Here is a 15707-nt window from a genome sequence, read left to right on the forward strand (position 1 = left end):
ATGATGGGTTGAGAGGCAGGCGATGCCTGCCACCCGTTTATGGTGTGTTGGGCAGCTGCTCGCTGAGCGTGTGGGCCAGCATTGCCTGGGGAACGCGTTGCTGTGCCTGGTCGTCGCGCAGGGCCTTGAGCGTGACGGTGTGCTCGGCTATTTCGTCTTCGCCAAGCAGCAGGGCATACGCGGCACCGCTTTTATCGGCTTTTTTCATGCGGCTCTTGAAACTGCCGCCGCCGCAATGCAGTTGCAGGCGAAGCCAGGGCAGTTCACTGCGAAGCTGCTCGGCCAGGGTGATCGCGGCGACCGTCGCGGTATCGTCCATCGCCAGCACATACACGTCGCTACCCGCTTCGTCGGGTATTAAATCAAGGGTCTCGAGCAGCAGAATCAGGCGCTCAACACCCATGGCAAAACCAACGCCTGGAGTGGGTTTGCCGCCCAACTGCTCGACGAGGCCGTCGTAGCGGCCGCCAGCGCATACGGTGCCCTGGCTGCCCAGCGCTGTCGTGGTCCACTCAAAGACGGTGCGCGAGTAGTAGTCGAGACCGCGAACCAGCCGTGGGTTGATGACATAGGCAATACCCGCCGCGTCGAGCATGGCTTTTAGCTGCTCAAAGTGGGCCTGCGAGGGCTCGTCGAGGTTATCCAGCAAGCGTGGTGCGCCGTCGAGCATCTCCGCCATGGCAGGGTTCTTGGAGTCGAGAATGCGCAGCGGATTGCTGTTCAGCCGCCGCTTGGCGTCCTCGTCGAGGACGTCGCGGTGCTGCTCGAAATAGGCGACCAGCTTGTCGCGGTAAGCCGCGCGGGCTTCGCTTGAGCCCAGCGAGTTAAGCTCGAGGGTGACATGCTCCATCAGCCCCAGCTCTTTCCACAGCCGAGCAGAGAGCAGAATCACCTCGGCATCAATGTCCGGGCCTTCAAAACCGTAAGCCTCGATACCGACCTGGTGAAACTGGCGGTAGCGGCCCTTCTGGGGCCGCTCATGGCGGAACATCGGCCCCTGGTACCACAACCGCTGGGTCTGGTTGTACAGAAGCCCGTTTTCCATGGCCGCGCGTACGCAGCTGGCGGTACCTTCGGGACGCAGGGTAAGGCTGTCTCCGTTTCGGTCTTCGAAGGTATACATCTCCTTTTCGACAATGTCGGTGACTTCGCCGATGGAGCGTGCAAACAGCGCCGTCTGCTCGACGATCGGCGTGCGGATTTCCGCAAAACCGTAACGCTGCATCAACTGGCGGACTATTCCTTCAAAAAATTGCCAGCGAGGGCTCTCGCTGGGCAATAGATCGTTCATGCCTCGAATGGCTTGAATTTTTTTTGCTACAGACTTGCTCAAGGCAAACTCCCTGGGTCGGCTATCCCGCGTCGTGCTTAAACGCTGCGGGCGATCGTGTTGTCTTCCTGCTGCTGTTTTTCACGTACTTTGTCGCGGATCAGCCGCTCCAAGTCATCGACAAGGTGGTCGTTGCGCAATTTGCTGGACGGCTTGCCGTCGATATACACCAGGTTGGCGGGGCTGCCGCCGGTCAGGCCAATGTCGGTTTCCTTGGCTTCGCCAGGCCCGTTGACGACACAGCCAATGACCGACACGTCAAGCGGTGTCATGACGTCTTCCAGCCGTTCTTCAAGCTGGTTCATGGTGCTGATGACATCGAAATTCTGCCGCGAGCAGCTTGGGCAGGCAATAAAGTTGATGCCTTTGGAGCGCAGCTTGAGGCTCTTCAGCATGTCATAGCCGACCTTGATTTCCTCCACCGGGTCAGCCGCGAGCGAGACGCGAATCGTATCGCCAATGCCATCCATCAGCAGCATGCCAAGGCCGATGGAGGATTTGACCGTGCCGGAGCGTAGTCCGCCGGCTTCGGTAATACCCAGGTGGAGTGGCTGTTCAATGCGCGTTGCCAGGTCGCGGTAGGCGGCCACGGCCATGAAGACATCCGAGGCCTTGACGCTGACCTTGAAGTCGGGGAAATCCAGGCGATCCAGGTAGTCGATATGGCGCATCGCCGATTCGACCAGGGCTGCCGGTGTCGGTTCGCCGTATTTCTTCTGCAGGTCTTTCTCGAGAGACCCCGCGTTCACGCCGATACGCAGGGGAATGCCGTGCTCGCGAGCCGCGCTGACTACCGCGCGGACGCGGTCTTCCCGACCAATGTTGCCAGGGTTGATGCGCAGGCAGTCAACACCCAGCTCGGCCACGCGCAGGGCGATTTTATAGTCAAAGTGGATGTCGGCGACCAGCGGCACGTTGGCCTGGCGCTTGATTTTGCCAAAGGCCTCGGCAGCGTCCATGTCGGGTACTGACACGCGAACGATATCAGCCCCGGCTTTCTCTAACTGGGCTATTTGCGCAACGGTTGCCTCGACGTCCAGTGTGTCCGTGTTGGTCATGCTCTGAACGGCGATGGGCGCATCTCCGCCAACGGCAACGTTCCCCACATGGATTTGGCGCGAAGCCCGGCGCTTGATGGGCGAATGAGCGTGCATAAGTCGGTTACTCTCCCAGAGTGAAGCGAGCCACGTTGTTGGCGCCTGCGCGCGAGGTCAAGTCGACGTCTTCGCCTTGATAGCGCATTTCAACGCCAGTGACGTTGCCCACTGTGAGCCGGAACGGTGGCTGACCTTCGACACTGGCAGACGTGCCAGGTTCTTGAAGTCCTACCAGCACGCGCTGGTTGTCAGCATCGATAATTTCGGTCCATGACTGTTCGTTGAAGGTCAGCGTCAGAAGGTTAGGGTTGGCGTCGTTGTTGCCGTCATCGTTGCTGCTGTCATCATCCTCGCTATCCGTGGTTGCCAGATTGTTGGCCTGAGTCGCCTCATCGCCATCGGCCAGCGATGCAGGGTCAGGCTCGGTTGAGGAGGTATCGTTACTGGTTTCGCTGGTATCGTCCGCGGTGTTTTCAGCGGCAAGATTGCTCTGTGCTGTGCTGGTGTCATCTTCAGCGACCAGGTCGTCAAATGTCGGTGCTTCTTCTTCGGGGTCGCTGGACGAAACAGCCGGTTCAGTCTGCGTGGGCTCGCTGGATAAATCCCCTGCCTGATCCTGCTCTGCGGGTGCGTCCATTGATGACGATGAATCCAGGTCGGGGAGCTCGCTCCCCCCGCGGCTCTGCCACCACATGACGGTAACGGCAATCAACGCCACGATGACCAACAACGTGACCAGCTTGAACAACCAGGCGCCCAGGCGTGAGGGCGGCTTGGTGACGGCTACCGGCGTGACTTTGCGTTCAACATCGGCTTCGCCAAAGCGTGCCCGGTAAGCTTCGAGTATCTGTCGCTCATCGAGGTCGAGATACTTGGCATAGGCCCGCAGATAACCGCGGCGATAGGTCACCACCGGGATTTCGCTGTAATCATCGCGCTCGAGACCATCCACGACGGCAGGGCGCAGGTTCAGCGCCCGAGCGGCATCGTTCAGGTTGATGTCGAGTTGTTTACGTCGGCGGGCCAGCAGCTCGCCGGGGGAGTCATTAACGTCTGGGGTATCGCTCGATTGTGACAGTGTCTCGCTCATGGCTGAGCATCCTTCATTAAATAATCGGTGATCAGGGCGTCCATCGCTCAATTGGCTCTCAGCTGACGTTGATAGTCGGCCACAGCGGCGCGATCGCCTCGGGCTTCGGCAATATCAATGGCCAGCGTCAACGCCTCCTGGCTCGGCCCGGCAAGCTGCAGGTGCTTTTGCAGCGGAGACCATGCCTCGGCGTAATTGCCCTGTGAATATTCGAGTTCAGCTAACATTAAATAGCCGCGTGGGTTGCGCGGATCGATTTGTTGCGCGCGTTTAAATCGCTCGCGCGCTAATTCGGTCTTGCCCAGGGCCATATAGCATTGCCCTAAATTGGCAAAAAGTTGGGTGCGATTATCGTACTGGGCATCCCGGGAAGCGATTTCCAGTTGGTTGCAGGCGGCTTCCACTTGCCCCTCTTGGTAAAGAAACGCGGCGTAATTGTTACGCGCACGGGTAAACTCGGGCGCCGTCTCGATAGCACGTTGGAAATGCTGGTCAGCCAGGTTGCTTTCCCCTTGCTGCTGGTAAACCAGCGCGATGGCCTGCAGCGCTTCCGCATTATCGGGGGCGATCTCAAGCGCACGGTCCAGTGCATTGAGTGCTCTTGGCAGGTTGTCGCGTTCCAGGTAGGCAACGCCGAGCTGGGTATAGGCTGATGCGGCCTCGGGAGGTGACGGCGAGGAGGGTACATTGGAGGTAGAGGCACAGCCGGCTAGCCACATGCTGCCGATCAGCGCGGCGAGCAAGGACACCCGAGATGGGTGGTAAAGCCTGCGGTGACACATCATGTAGATCCTCGCAAGGTAACGGTAAAAAAGGGGGATCGCTAAATTAAACCGTGTCCATCAAAGCGTTGTGTTAACCGGAAGTCAAGAAGGCGTCTCATCAGTCGGCATCCAATTGAATCGATTGGATATAGCGGGCGCTGCGTTTGGTGCGATCCTTCACCCGGCCCACAAGCTGTCCGCAGGCGGCATCAATATCATCGCCGCGCGTCGACCGAATGGGAGCAGTGTAGCCCAAGTCGTGCAGCCACTGCTGGAAACGCATTGTCTGGTTCCGCGATGGTGTTTCATACCCGGAGTTGGGGAACGGGTTGAACGGAATCAAATTGATTTTACAGGGTAGCTCGTCGAGCAGCGCCGCTAACTGCTCGGCGTGCTCTTGCTGGTCATTGACGTCTTTGATCAGGGTATATTCGATGGTCACCAACCGGTTTTCTGGGCATTTAGCCAAATAGCGGTGACAGGCATCCATCAATGACCGTATGTTGTACTTGCGATTTAGCGGTACGAGTTCGTTACGCAGCTCATCGTTGGCGGCGTGAAGCGACACTGCCAGGCTGACGTCAAGCTCATCGCCGAGCTTGTCCAGCATGGGTACCACGCCTGAGGTGGAAAGCGTGACCCGGCGCTTGGACAGGCCATAGCCGTCGTCGTCGAGCATCAGCTTCATGGCCGGCACGACGTTATCATAGTTGAGGAGCGGCTCGCCCATGCCCATCATCACCACATTGGTCACCGGCCGGTTGGCAGTGTCCCGCCGCGGGCCGACGCTGCGCTGGGCGACCCACACCTGGCCGATGATTTCAGCGGCAGTGAGGTTGCGCTGAAAGCCTTGCTTGCCGGTCGAGCAGAAGCTGCAGTCCAGCGAGCAGCCCACCTGGGAAGAAACGCACAGGGTGCGGCGCTTACCGTTTTCGGCAGGGATCAGCACGGTCTCGACGTAGCTGCCGTCTTCCACTTCCAGCACCCACTTGCGTGTGCCATCGCTCGAAGTGCCCTCGTAGATCACCCCCGGCCCGCGAATTTCCGCCACCTGGGCGAGCTTTTCCCGCAGCGGTTTCGACAGGTTGGTCATCGCGGAAAAGTCATCGCACCCTTCGATGTGAATCCACTTCATCACCTGGGCGGCACGAAATTTCTTTTCGCCGATAGAGACAAAAAAGGCCGCCATCTGCTCGCGCGACATACCCAGCAGGTTTTGACGCTCGGGCGTCGCTTTTGCGCTGGGCGTATGTTGGGGGGCAGAGCTAGGCGTATGTTGGGCTACGGTGGTGGTCATGGCGGTCAGCGTATTGGGAAATGGCGAGGGCGAAGCCCCCGCGTAAATGGCCGGCAACAGACGTTGAAACGGCGGCGCTACCTTAAAGGCTAGCGCGGGCAGATTTCGTCGTTGCTGAAGAAGTAGTTAATTTCGCGCTCGGCGCTTTCCACAGAGTCAGAGCCATGGACAGCGTTGGCGTCGATTGTTTCCGCAAAATCGGCGCGAATCGTGCCGGCTGCGGCTTCCTTGGGGTTGGTGGCTCCCATCAAGTCGCGATTTTTGGCAACCGCGCCTTCGCCTTCAAGCACTTGCACGACAACCGGGCCTGAGGTCATGAAACCGACCAGGTCCTTGAAGAACGGACGCTCTTTATGCTCAGCGTAAAAGCCGCCGGCTTTTTCTTCAGACAGGTGCAGCATTTTTGCGGCGACCACGCGCAGCCCGGCGTTCTCAAAACGGGCGATGATCTCGCCAATGGCGTTTTTGGCTACGGCGTCGGGCTTGATGATGGATAGCGTGCGTTCAGTTGCCATGTTCAGCGTCTCCTGAAAGGATGAAAAAGATTGCCGCCCCGGTGGGCCGGGGCGGTACAAATAAGGGGTCGTCAGCCATCTTGGCTAACGAGTGGCGCGATTATAGCGCTTAAGCCGGGGGATGAATACCGCCCTGCCATGAGCCTGTAACGCGCACTAGACGGTAAAGCTTTCGCCGCAGCCGCATTCGTCTTTTACGTTGGGGTTATTGAAACGGAAAAAGCGATTCAGCCCTTCGTTAACGTAATCGACTTCACTGCCGTCGAGCATCTCCACGGCGTCCGGGGCAACGTAAACGCTCGCCCCGTTGGCTTCAAAGCGAACGTCCTCGTCGTTCACCTGGTCGGCGAAGTCCAGTACATAGCTATAGCCCGAGCAGCCGCTGGGCTTGACGGAAACGCGCAGGCCCAGGCCTTGACCGCGTTCGTCGAGCACATGTTGGATCTGCTGGGCGGCAGCTGGGGTAATGTTGAGTGTGGCCATTGAGGCGTCCTCCTGTAAGTAGTCAGCCGCTTAGCGCTACTAAGCGCGCAGCCCGCTCACCGCGTGGCGGATGAGCGTTATGGCGTGGTCGATGTCAGCCTCGGTGGTAAAGCGCCCGAAGCTGAAACGAATCGACGAGAGGGCAAGACGTCGCGGTACGCCAATGCCTAGTAATACGTATGATGGATCTACGCTGGCAGAGTTGCACGCAGAACCGGTAGAAACAGCGACATCGCGCAGCCCCATCAGTAGCGATTCACCCTCCACGCCTTCAAAGGCGAGGTTCAAGATGTTGGGGACTGCCCGGGAAATAGGGGTATTGGCATAGACACCGTCCAACCCCTCCAGTCCTTTTAAAAAGCGTTGCTGCAGCTGGGTGATATGCGCCTGGTCTGCAGCCTGTTGCTGCTGCATCAGGTCAAAGGCTTCGCCCATGCCGGCAATTTGATGCGTGGGCAGGGTGCCGGAGCGCATCCCCCGCTCGTGGCCGCCGCCGTGAATCAGCGCTTCGAGGCGGATATCCGGATGGCGCTTCACGTAGAGCGCCCCCACGCCCTTCGGTCCGTAGGCCTTATGGCCCGACAGTGACATCAGGTCCACCTGCTGGGCGGCTACCGAGAGCTCGATGCGGCCGACGGCCTGGGCGGCATCGCAATGGAAAACCGCGCCAAACTCATGGGCCACGGCGGCCAGGGCGGCGATGTCGTTGATGCTGCCGAGCTCGTTGTTGACCGCCATCAGCGAGACCAGCGCGGTGTCATCCCGCATGGCCTCCCGCAGTTGATCGGGCTGGATGCAGCCGTCGGGTCCCGGCGTCAGCCAGGTAACCTCAAAGCCCTCGTGTTCAAGCGCCAGGGCGGTGTCGACAATCGCCTTGTGTTCAATGGTTGACGTCACCAGGTGCATGCCGCGTTCGCGATTGGCGCGCATGAAGCCGATCAGTGCCAGGTTGTCGGCCTCGGTGGCACCGCTGGTCCAGACGATTTCGCGTGGGTCGGCGCCGATCGTATCGGCCACCTGGCGACGCGCCTGCTCTACGGCCTGCTCCGCCTGCCAGCCAAGCATGTGGCTGCGCGAAGCAGGGTTGGCGAACAGCTGATCCACTGTCAGGTAGCGCTGCATCACCTCGGCCACGCGCTGGTCGACCGGCGTCGTGGCGGCATAATCAAGGTAAATGGGAAGCGAAGCAGCAGTCATCGTGGTCATGTACCTGTGGTGGAAAGAGGTCGCTTGATTATCAAGTTGACGAAGCAAGAATACCCGCTGCGACCCGTTGCTGCTGGCGTTCGGCGACCTGCATTACATCAGGTCGCTGCATCAATTGAGCCAGCGTGACGTCGTTGAGAAAATGGCGGATCTGCGCCGATAGATCACACCATAAATGGTGTGTCAGGCAGGTATCTCCCTGCTGGCAGTCTGAAAGCCCCTGGCAGCGTGTGGCGTCAACGGTTTCGTTAACCGCGTCAATCACCTGGGAAACGCTGATGCTGTCGGGCGCGTGGGCGAGGAGGTAACCGCCACCCGGGCCGCGCACGCTATTCACCAGCCCGTAACGGCGCAGCAGGGCAAACAGCTGCTCAAGATACGACAGCGATATTTCCTGACGTTGTGAAATATCGCTAAGGCTGGTGGGCCCATGCTGGGCATTGAGTGCCAAGTCCAGCATGGCGGTTACAGCGTAACGCCCTTTGGTAGTCAAACGCATGACAGGTACCTCGACGCCGGTGGCTCAGCGCTAACGGCAAATGTGTCGCCATTATGGGAAAACCCGAGTGCTTTGGTCAACCATTACCCGATGAGGCGTCCTGCTCGGTTGAGGCCGTCGGAGAGGTACGCTTGCCTAAACCTGAGCAGGCACCGTCTGCCTCATCCAGAATGTCGGCGAAATCCTCATCGCGCAGCGCTGGCAACTGACCGTCGCGATAGCTGGCATCCAGTTTGCGAAGCGTCGAGCACATACGTTCGATGCGTTCGTCCACGGCGTGCATGTGATCCAGCATGGCCTGCATGGAGCGGGCGACCGGGTCGGGCATGTCCTCGCTCACGCCGTAGGCATCAAAACCAAACTTCTGGCAGATGGCCTCGCGGCGAGCCGGGTCGACGTCAAGGGCTTCTTCCACATCCGGCTCGGCACGCTTCACCACCTTGCCCGGAATGCCGACCACCGTCGCCCCGGCCGGCACTTCCTTGGTAACCACGGCATTGGAGCCGATTTTAGCCCCCGCACCGACGGTAAAGGGGCCGAGGATTTTGGCACCTGCGCCGACGATCACGCCATCGCCCAGCGTCGGGTGGCGTTTGCCCTTGTGCCAGCTGGTGCCCCCCAGGGTGACGCCCTGATAGAGCGTCACGTCATTGCCCACGATGGCGGTCTCGCCAATCACCACGCCCATGCCGTGGTCAATAAAAAACCGCCGCCCGATGGTCGCGCCGGGATGGATTTCGATGCCCGTCAGCCAGCGACCGAATGTCGACATCGAGCGCGATAGCCACTTGAGGTTTTTTTGCCACAGCCAGTGACTGCAACGATGCAGCAGCAACGCATGAAGCCCAGGGTAGTTGGTCAGCACCTCAAGAAAGTTGCGGGCGGCCGGGTCGCGCTCAAAGACGCTGTTAATATCTTCACGCAGGCGTTGAAACATGGGGATCCCTTGGGCGTTGGCAGTTCGATTTGTCACCGGGCGGTTTTGACCCGCATCGCAGGGTAATCAAGCGCAGTAGACGTCTGATATTGGGGGCACTTGGCGCTCTCTTCAAGTCTAGCGCCTCACTCACGGGGTTGCTTGTGCTGCGTCGCCTTTTCAGTGGCGGATAAAATCCCGCGTAGGATATTCATTTCCATCTGTTCAGGACGGGCGCGAAGGTAAAGACGCCGCAGGCGCGCCATGAGCTGGCGGGGCTTCTCGGGGTCATGGAACCCGATGGTGATCAGCACGCGTTCCAGGTGCTCGAAATAGTTTTCAAGGGCCGCATGGGACGCCAGATCATCGTCTGCCTGGGACACCGTGACCGGTTGAACAGTAGCGGCTGGTCCGCTGGCGCTCGGTTCATGGCTGGCTTGAGACAGCCAGGCCATGCGGCATTCGTAGGCGAGCACCTGAACGGCGGCCGCCAGGTTGAGCGAGCTGAAATCGGCATTGGTGGGGATATGCACGTGAGCATGGCAGCGCTGCAGCTCGGCATTGGTGAGGCCGCTGTCCTCGCGGCCAAAGACCAGCGCTACGCGAGATTCGGCTGGCTGGCATTCAGCAGGCAGACGATCGGCCAGTTCACGTGGGGATAGCATCGGCCACGGCAGGGTACGCGAGCGGGCGCTGGCACCCACCGCCAGCGTACAGTCCGCCACGGCGTCTTCGATGGTCGCAAACACCTGGGCGCTGTGGAGCAGGTGGTCGGCGCCCGAGGCGCGGGAAATGCTGTCTTGGGTGATGGTGTCGCAGCGCGGCGCCACCAGTGCCAGGTCGGCGAGCCCCATATTATGCATGGCGCGGGCCACCCCCCCGATATTGCCAGGATGGCTGGTGCCAATAAGTACAATGCGGACACGCTCAAGCATGATAGGACTCGACCCCTGAAAGCGGAAAAGGCGCAGTTTAGCATGAGTCGATAGCGTGCCCGATAGCGGTCTGCTAGAATTGCGCGCCAAAGGCGATCTCTACGCCTAACGTTCTTTAACATCACTGTGACAAGGCCCAACCATGAATCCGATGGTCCAATTTACGCTGCGCGCGGCGCGTAGCGCTGTTGAGCATTTTTTGAAGGTGCGTGAGCGCATTGAAAATGCCCACGACGAATTCAACCTCGACAAGTTGCTCGAAGACACGGCGCGTAAAGCCGAAGGTACGATTGTTCAGCAGCTGGAGCGTGGCTATCCCCAGCACGGCGTTATCGGTCGTTACACGACCTTCAAGCCCGGGCAGGATGAAAGCGAAGATATCGTCTGGAAAATTGAGCCGTTGCACGGCTATTCCAACCTGGCCGTGGCGGGTAAGGGCTTTGCGCTGTCAGTGGTGTGTTTGATTAAAGGGCGTCCCGAGCATGCGGTGATTATCGCCCCCTTTGCCGATGACGAATACATCGCCAGCCGCGGCCGGGGTGCCCAGCATAACGGTAAGCGTATGCGGGTTAGCCAAGCCAAGGCGATCAGCGCGACCCGCCTGGCGATGAGTCTTCCCGAAGCATGGCTGCGCCCCCGTCATTTACCTGCCTATCTGACCATTACCCAGCAGTTGGCACCCCAGATAGATACACTGGTAGCCACGGGCAGTGGACTCTTGGATATTTGTGAGTTGGCGACGGGACGGGTCGACAGTGCCTTTGTGCTGGGCCTTGAAGAGCAGGATCTTCAAGTGGGCAGTCTTTTATTGAAAGAGGCGGGTGCATTGATGGGCACTCCGGACGGGCAACCCAACGTGAAAGCCGAAAGTCAGCTGCTGGCGGCGGGGCCGCGTCTGTATAAATCGATTATCAAACAGCTTGCGCCACACGTTTAAGTCCTAACCATCTAGATTTAAGTGCTGCCCATCTAGACACGATTATCAAGATACCATCATCGAAACAAAACGCCCCTGCCGTGGAAACGGCAGGGGCGTTTTTTTGGAAGCAGGGTCTGCCTGATCAGGGCAGTTCTTCCTCTTCTTCGTCGGTTTCTTTCTGGGGGGGAATCAAGTCTTCCCGCGACAGCTTGAGCGGGAGCAAAAGTGCGCCAGAGACATAGATGGATGAAAATGTCCCCACCACGATACCCACCAGCAGGGCGATGGCGAAGTTCTGGATCATGTCGCCGCCCAGCAACAACAGGGCGATGAGTACCAGCAGGGTGGTGCCTGAGGTTGCCAGCGTCCGGGAGAGGGTGGCATTGATCGCATCGTTGAAGATTTGCGGCATATCATCAATGCGCGACATGCGGATTTCTTCGCGCATGCGGTCATACACCACGATGGTATCGTTCAGCGAGTAACCGATGACGGCGAGAATTGCCGCCAGCACGGTAAGGTCGAAATCAAGCTGAAATATGGCGAAAAAACCGACTACGATAATGACGTCATGCATCAATGCAAGCAGCGCACCAATGGCGAACTTGTATTGGAAGCGCAGCGCCACGTAGAGCATCACCACGCCCAGTGCGACCAGTAGCCCCATGCCGCTTTGGTCGCGCAGTTGGTCACCCACCTGGGCGCCGACGAATTCGGCGCGCACCAGGTCGACGCTTGCGCCATCGTCCCTCAGCAAGCTGACGACCTGATTACCGATATCCGGGTCGAAGGCTTGACGCAGGCGTATCAGTACTTCGCTGGAAGCGCCAAAGGTTTGTACGGCCACGTCTTCAAAACCATTGTCCTGAAGCAGTTGCCTTACCGTGTCGAGGCTCGGGGCGTCGGCGTAGCGCACTTCAATCAGTGTGCCGCCGGTGAAGTCCAGGCCTAGATTCAGCTGCTGGAAAAAAATCGCGCCAATCGACACGATCAGCATGACGGCAGCGACGATGAACGCCAGTTTGCGGCGCCCCATAAAGTCGATTTGCCGTTGTGTTAAAGGTTTCATGACCACCTCGTGAAATCTGGGCTGAGCATTGGCATTAGATCCAGAGCTTTTTGACGGGCTTGCTGCCGTAGGTCAGGTTGACCATGGCACGCGTCACCAGCAGTGCGGTAAACATCGAGGTCAAAATACCGATGGACAGGGTGACGGCGAAGCCTTTGACCGGTCCGGTGCCAATCGAGAACAGAATGACCGCCACCAGCAGCGTGGTGATGTTGGCGTCGACGATCGAGGTGAACGCACGTTCGTAACCCGAGTAGATGGCTTGCTGAATCGACATGCCATTGCGCAATTCTTCGCGTATTCGCTCGAATATCAGCACGTTGGCGTCGACGGCCATGCCCAGCGTGAGCACGATCCCGGCGATCCCCGGCAGTGTCAGCGTGGCGCCCAAAAGCGACATGGCAGCGACCAGCAACGTCAGGTTCAGCGCCAGCGCGATATTGGCAAAAATACCGAAGACCTTGTAGCGAATCAGCATGAACAGGGCGACCAGTAACAAGCCGATCTGGACCGACAGTAAACCGCGCTCGATGTTGTCGGCCCCCAGGCTTGGCCCGATAGTGCGTTCCTGCACGAAGTAGATGGGGGCGGCAAGCGACCCCGAACGCAGCAGCAGGGCAAGCTCGGCGGCTTCGGTGGGCGACTCAAGGCCGGTAATGCGGAAACTGTTACCCAGCGCACTCTGGATGGTGGCCAGGCTGATCAGACCGCGTTCCACATAGGGTTCGCGAACGGTCGTCTCCTCGCCATCTTCAATCACCGTGCGCTCTTCGGTTTTATGCTCGATGAACAGCACTGCCATGTTGCGCCCGATATTGCTGCGGGTGGCGCGGTTCATCAGGGTGCCGCCGGTGCCATCAAGATCGATGTTGACCTGTGGGCGTCCGTTTTCGTCAAAGCTGCGGCTGGCGTTGGAAACGCTGTCGCCGGTGACGATGACGTCGCGCATCAGGTCGGCAGAACGTGATGGCTGGTTACGGAAGCTGAAGGTTTCCGTTTCGCTTTCGGGTGTGTCGGGGCGCGCTTCCAGGCGGAACTCAAGGTTAGCCGTCGCGCCCACAACGCGCTTGGCGGCCACGGTATCCTGAACGCCGGGTAGTTCGACGACGATTCGGTTAGGCCCCTGGCGTTGTACCAGTGGCTCCGCGACACCTAGCTCATTCACCCGGTTACGCAGTGTGGTCAGGTTCTGGTTGATCGCGTAGTCCTGGATTTCATTGACCAGCTCGTCGGTCAGTGACATCACCAGGCGCGCCGCGCGGCCTTCTTCTTCGTTGCTGTATTCAAAGTCAGGGAACTCGCGGCTGATCAGGCGGCGCGCTTCATCGCGATCTTCTTCGCCTGCGAAGTCAAGCGACAGGCTGCGCTCGTCTATCTCGGTATTGCGATAACGAATGCCCTCGCTACGCAGCATCTCGCGAACGGCGCTGGCATTAACTTCCAGCCGCTGGGTCAGGGCCGCCTCCATATCCACTTCCAGCAGGAAGTGAACGCCGCCGCGCAAGTCGAGGCCCAGCGTCATGGGTGAGGCGGAAAACGCCTGCAGCCAGCCGGGGGTGGCTTCGGCGAGGTTAAGCGCAACCGTGGCATCGTCGCCTAGCAGGTCGCTGGCGATTTCTTTGGTGCGCAACTGATCGTTGGAATCAGGTAGCCGGATAAGCCACTGCTGGTTGGTTTGTTCGATGGATTTGACGGCAATGCCGGCCTCATCGAGGGCGTTTTCGACACGCTCGATTTCGCTCTCATCCAGCGTTTCGCCGGTTTCGGCGCTACTGATTTGGACGGCGGGATCTTCAGGAAACAGGTTGGGAAGCGCGTAGATAAGGCCGGCCACTAAAACGGCCAGTATCAAGAGATACTTCCACAGGGGGTAACGGTTGAGCATGCAAGCCCTGCCTTCAATTACAAACGGAATGCTGTGCACAGACTCGCTATGCACAGCAAGGTTCACCATCGTGGATACCATGTCACCCCTGCCGGGATGGCTGGCATTAAGGCAGGGGTGCTACATCATTACATTAGATGGACTTGATGGTGCCCTTTGGCAGTACGGTGGCAACGGCGTTTTTCTGCACGTTGACTTCGGTGCCTTCGGCGATTTCCATGGTCAGAAACTCATCGCTCACCTTGGTGATGCGACCTACCATGCCGCCGCCGATGACGATTTCATCGCCTTTGTCCAGGTTGCTGATCAATTGCTTGTGCTGCTTCGCGCGCTTGGCCTGGGGGCGCCAAAGCAGGAAGTAGAAAATCAGCACAAAACCGACCAGCATCACGATTTGCGCAATACCACCGCCAGCACCGCCTGCTTGGGCGTGGGCTGGTGAGATAAAGAAATCCAGCATTGCAGAGAACTCCTGGGTTATAAACTCAATGAATGAGCAAGAGATAGCGCCCGCTTAATACGCGCGCCGATTAATTCGCAAGGGGAGGCACCGGCAGGCCGCGCCGTGCATAGAAGCCTTCCACAAAGTTCGTCAATGTACCCGCTTCGATTGCCGCGCGCAAATCAGCCATCACCCTCTGATAATAACGCAGATTGTGGATGGTATTGAGCATTGAGCCAAGCATTTCGTTGCAGCGGTCAAGATGGTGCAGGTAACCACGTGAGAAATGCTGGCAGGTATGGCAATCGCAGTCTTCTTCAAGCGGCCGGGTATCAAAGCGATGGACAGCGTTGCGGATCTTGACGGTACCGTCAGCGGTGAACAGATGGCCGTTACGCGCATTGCGCGTGGGCATCACGCAGTCGAACATATCCACGCCACGGCGTACGCCTTCCACCAGGTCTTCGGGCTTGCCGACGCCCATCAGGTAACGGGGCGTGTCGTCGGGCATCCAGGTGGGCAAATAGTCGAGCACCTTGATCATTTCGTCCTTGGGCTCGCCCACGGATAAACCGCCGATCGCCAGCCCATCAAAGCCGATATCGAGCAAACCCTTCAACGAGCGTTCACGAAGTTCAGGGTGCATGCCGCCCTGGATGATGCCGAACAGCGCCGAGGGGGAGTCGCCATGGGCGTCTCGCGAACGCTTGGCCCAACGCAGCGACAGTTCCATGGATTTCTCGGCTTCTTCGAACGTCGCCGGGTAAGGCGTGCACTCGTCGAAAATCATCACCACATCGGATCCCAGCGAGCGTTGAACCGCCATGGACTCTTCCGGGCCCATGAACACTTTGCTACCGTCCACCGGCGAGCGGAAATGCACGCCTTGCTCGGTGATTTTGCGCATCTCGCCCAGCGAGAACACCTGAAAACCGCCGGAGTCGGTCAAGATCGGCTTGTCCCACTGGGCAAAGTCGTGAAGGTCGCCATGGGCTTCGATGACCTCGGTACCGGGGCGTAGCCAGAGGTGAAAGGTATTGCCCAGGATGATCTCGGCGCCGATCTCTTTGACGGATTCGGGCGTCATGCCTTTTACCGTGCCGTAGGTACCTACCGGCATAAAGGCAGGTGTTTCTACCGTTCCCCGCGGGAAGTGAAGGCGACCCCGGCGCGCGCGACCGTCCTCGGCCAGGCGCTCAAAGCGCATAAAGCATTCGTTTCGCATCGTTGTTACTCGTTCAGAAAGCGGTTAAAGCGCGA

At 59.0% G+C, this 15707-nt stretch carries 16 protein-coding genes; 1 reads left to right on the forward strand and 15 read right to left on the reverse strand.

The window, feature by feature from the left end; all coding sequences use genetic code 11:
• Positions 1–37 precede the first annotated feature (37 nt).
• The 11 genes from hisS to IT895_RS03055 form a co-directional block, all read right to left on the reverse strand.
• On the reverse strand, positions 38–1333 hold the full coding sequence (gene hisS / locus IT895_RS03005; protein ID WP_199284644.1) for a histidine--tRNA ligase: 1296 nt from the start codon (positions 1331–1333) through the stop codon (positions 38–40).
• Positions 1334–1368: 35 nt separating this feature from the next.
• On the reverse strand, positions 1369–2484 hold the full coding sequence (gene ispG, locus IT895_RS03010; protein WP_066321885.1) for a flavodoxin-dependent (E)-4-hydroxy-3-methylbut-2-enyl-diphosphate synthase: 1116 nt from the start codon (positions 2482–2484) through the stop codon (positions 1369–1371).
• Positions 2485–2491: 7 nt separating this feature from the next.
• On the reverse strand, positions 2492–3517 hold the full coding sequence (locus tag IT895_RS03015) for a RodZ domain-containing protein (RefSeq protein ID WP_199284645.1): 1026 nt from the start codon (positions 3515–3517) through the stop codon (positions 2492–2494).
• A 47-nt stretch (positions 3518–3564) separates the two neighbouring features.
• Entirely contained in the window at positions 3565–4302 is a 738-nt protein-coding gene (pilW, locus tag IT895_RS03020; protein WP_199284646.1) for a type IV pilus biogenesis/stability protein PilW, read from the reverse strand.
• A gap of 97 nt (positions 4303–4399) precedes the next feature.
• Positions 4400–5578 (reverse strand): 23S rRNA (adenine(2503)-C(2))-methyltransferase RlmN, encoded by a 1179-nt coding sequence (gene rlmN, locus IT895_RS03025; protein WP_199284647.1) that lies wholly within the window; start codon positions 5576–5578, stop codon positions 4400–4402.
• Positions 5579–5667: 89 nt separating this feature from the next.
• Positions 5668–6093, reverse strand: coding sequence for a nucleoside-diphosphate kinase (gene ndk, locus IT895_RS03030; protein WP_085918431.1), 426 nt, complete (start codon positions 6091–6093; stop codon positions 5668–5670).
• 156 nt (positions 6094–6249) lie between these two features.
• Positions 6250–6576, reverse strand: a complete 327-nt coding sequence (locus IT895_RS03035; RefSeq protein ID WP_066321879.1) for a HesB/IscA family protein — start codon at positions 6574–6576, stop codon at positions 6250–6252.
• A 39-nt stretch (positions 6577–6615) separates the two neighbouring features.
• Complete coding sequence (locus tag IT895_RS03040) at positions 6616–7773, reverse strand: IscS subfamily cysteine desulfurase (RefSeq protein WP_199285396.1); 1158 nt, start codon at positions 7771–7773, stop codon at positions 6616–6618.
• 40 nt (positions 7774–7813) lie between these two features.
• Complete coding sequence (gene iscR / locus IT895_RS03045) at positions 7814–8281, reverse strand: Fe-S cluster assembly transcriptional regulator IscR (protein WP_066321876.1); 468 nt, start codon at positions 8279–8281, stop codon at positions 7814–7816.
• Positions 8282–8357: 76 nt separating this feature from the next.
• Complete coding sequence (gene cysE, locus IT895_RS03050; protein ID WP_199284648.1) at positions 8358–9218, reverse strand: serine O-acetyltransferase; 861 nt, start codon at positions 9216–9218, stop codon at positions 8358–8360.
• Between the two features lie 125 nt (positions 9219–9343).
• A complete protein-coding gene (locus IT895_RS03055) occupies positions 9344–10132 on the reverse strand; it encodes an RNA methyltransferase (protein ID WP_066321873.1) in 789 nt (262 codons plus the stop codon).
• Positions 10133–10274: 142 nt separating this feature from the next.
• Here IT895_RS03055 and IT895_RS03060 point away from each other — a divergent pair, with 142 nt between their 5' ends.
• A complete protein-coding gene (locus tag IT895_RS03060; protein ID WP_066321872.1) occupies positions 10275–11069 on the forward strand; it encodes an inositol monophosphatase family protein in 795 nt (264 codons plus the stop codon).
• Positions 11070–11193: 124 nt separating this feature from the next.
• On the opposite strand, the gene secF is transcribed toward IT895_RS03060, so the two are convergent.
• The 4 genes from secF to tgt form a co-directional block, all read right to left on the reverse strand.
• On the reverse strand, positions 11194–12120 hold the full coding sequence (gene secF, locus IT895_RS03065) for a protein translocase subunit SecF (protein ID WP_066321871.1): 927 nt from the start codon (positions 12118–12120) through the stop codon (positions 11194–11196).
• A gap of 34 nt (positions 12121–12154) precedes the next feature.
• On the reverse strand, positions 12155–14005 hold the full coding sequence (gene secD, locus IT895_RS03070; RefSeq protein WP_066321870.1) for a protein translocase subunit SecD: 1851 nt from the start codon (positions 14003–14005) through the stop codon (positions 12155–12157).
• A 133-nt stretch (positions 14006–14138) separates the two neighbouring features.
• The gene (gene yajC / locus IT895_RS03075) at positions 14139–14465 is read right to left on the reverse strand and encodes a preprotein translocase subunit YajC (RefSeq protein ID WP_066321865.1); all 327 of its coding nucleotides are present in this window, start codon (positions 14463–14465) and stop codon (positions 14139–14141) included.
• 70 nt (positions 14466–14535) lie between these two features.
• The gene (gene tgt / locus IT895_RS03080; protein ID WP_082926134.1) at positions 14536–15654 is read right to left on the reverse strand and encodes a tRNA guanosine(34) transglycosylase Tgt; all 1119 of its coding nucleotides are present in this window, start codon (positions 15652–15654) and stop codon (positions 14536–14538) included.
• Between the last annotated feature and the right edge of the window lie 53 nt (positions 15655–15707).

This window comes from Halomonas sp. A40-4, assembly GCF_015767635.1.
GTDB classification, from domain to species: domain Bacteria; phylum Pseudomonadota; class Gammaproteobacteria; order Pseudomonadales; family Halomonadaceae; genus Vreelandella; species Vreelandella janggokensis.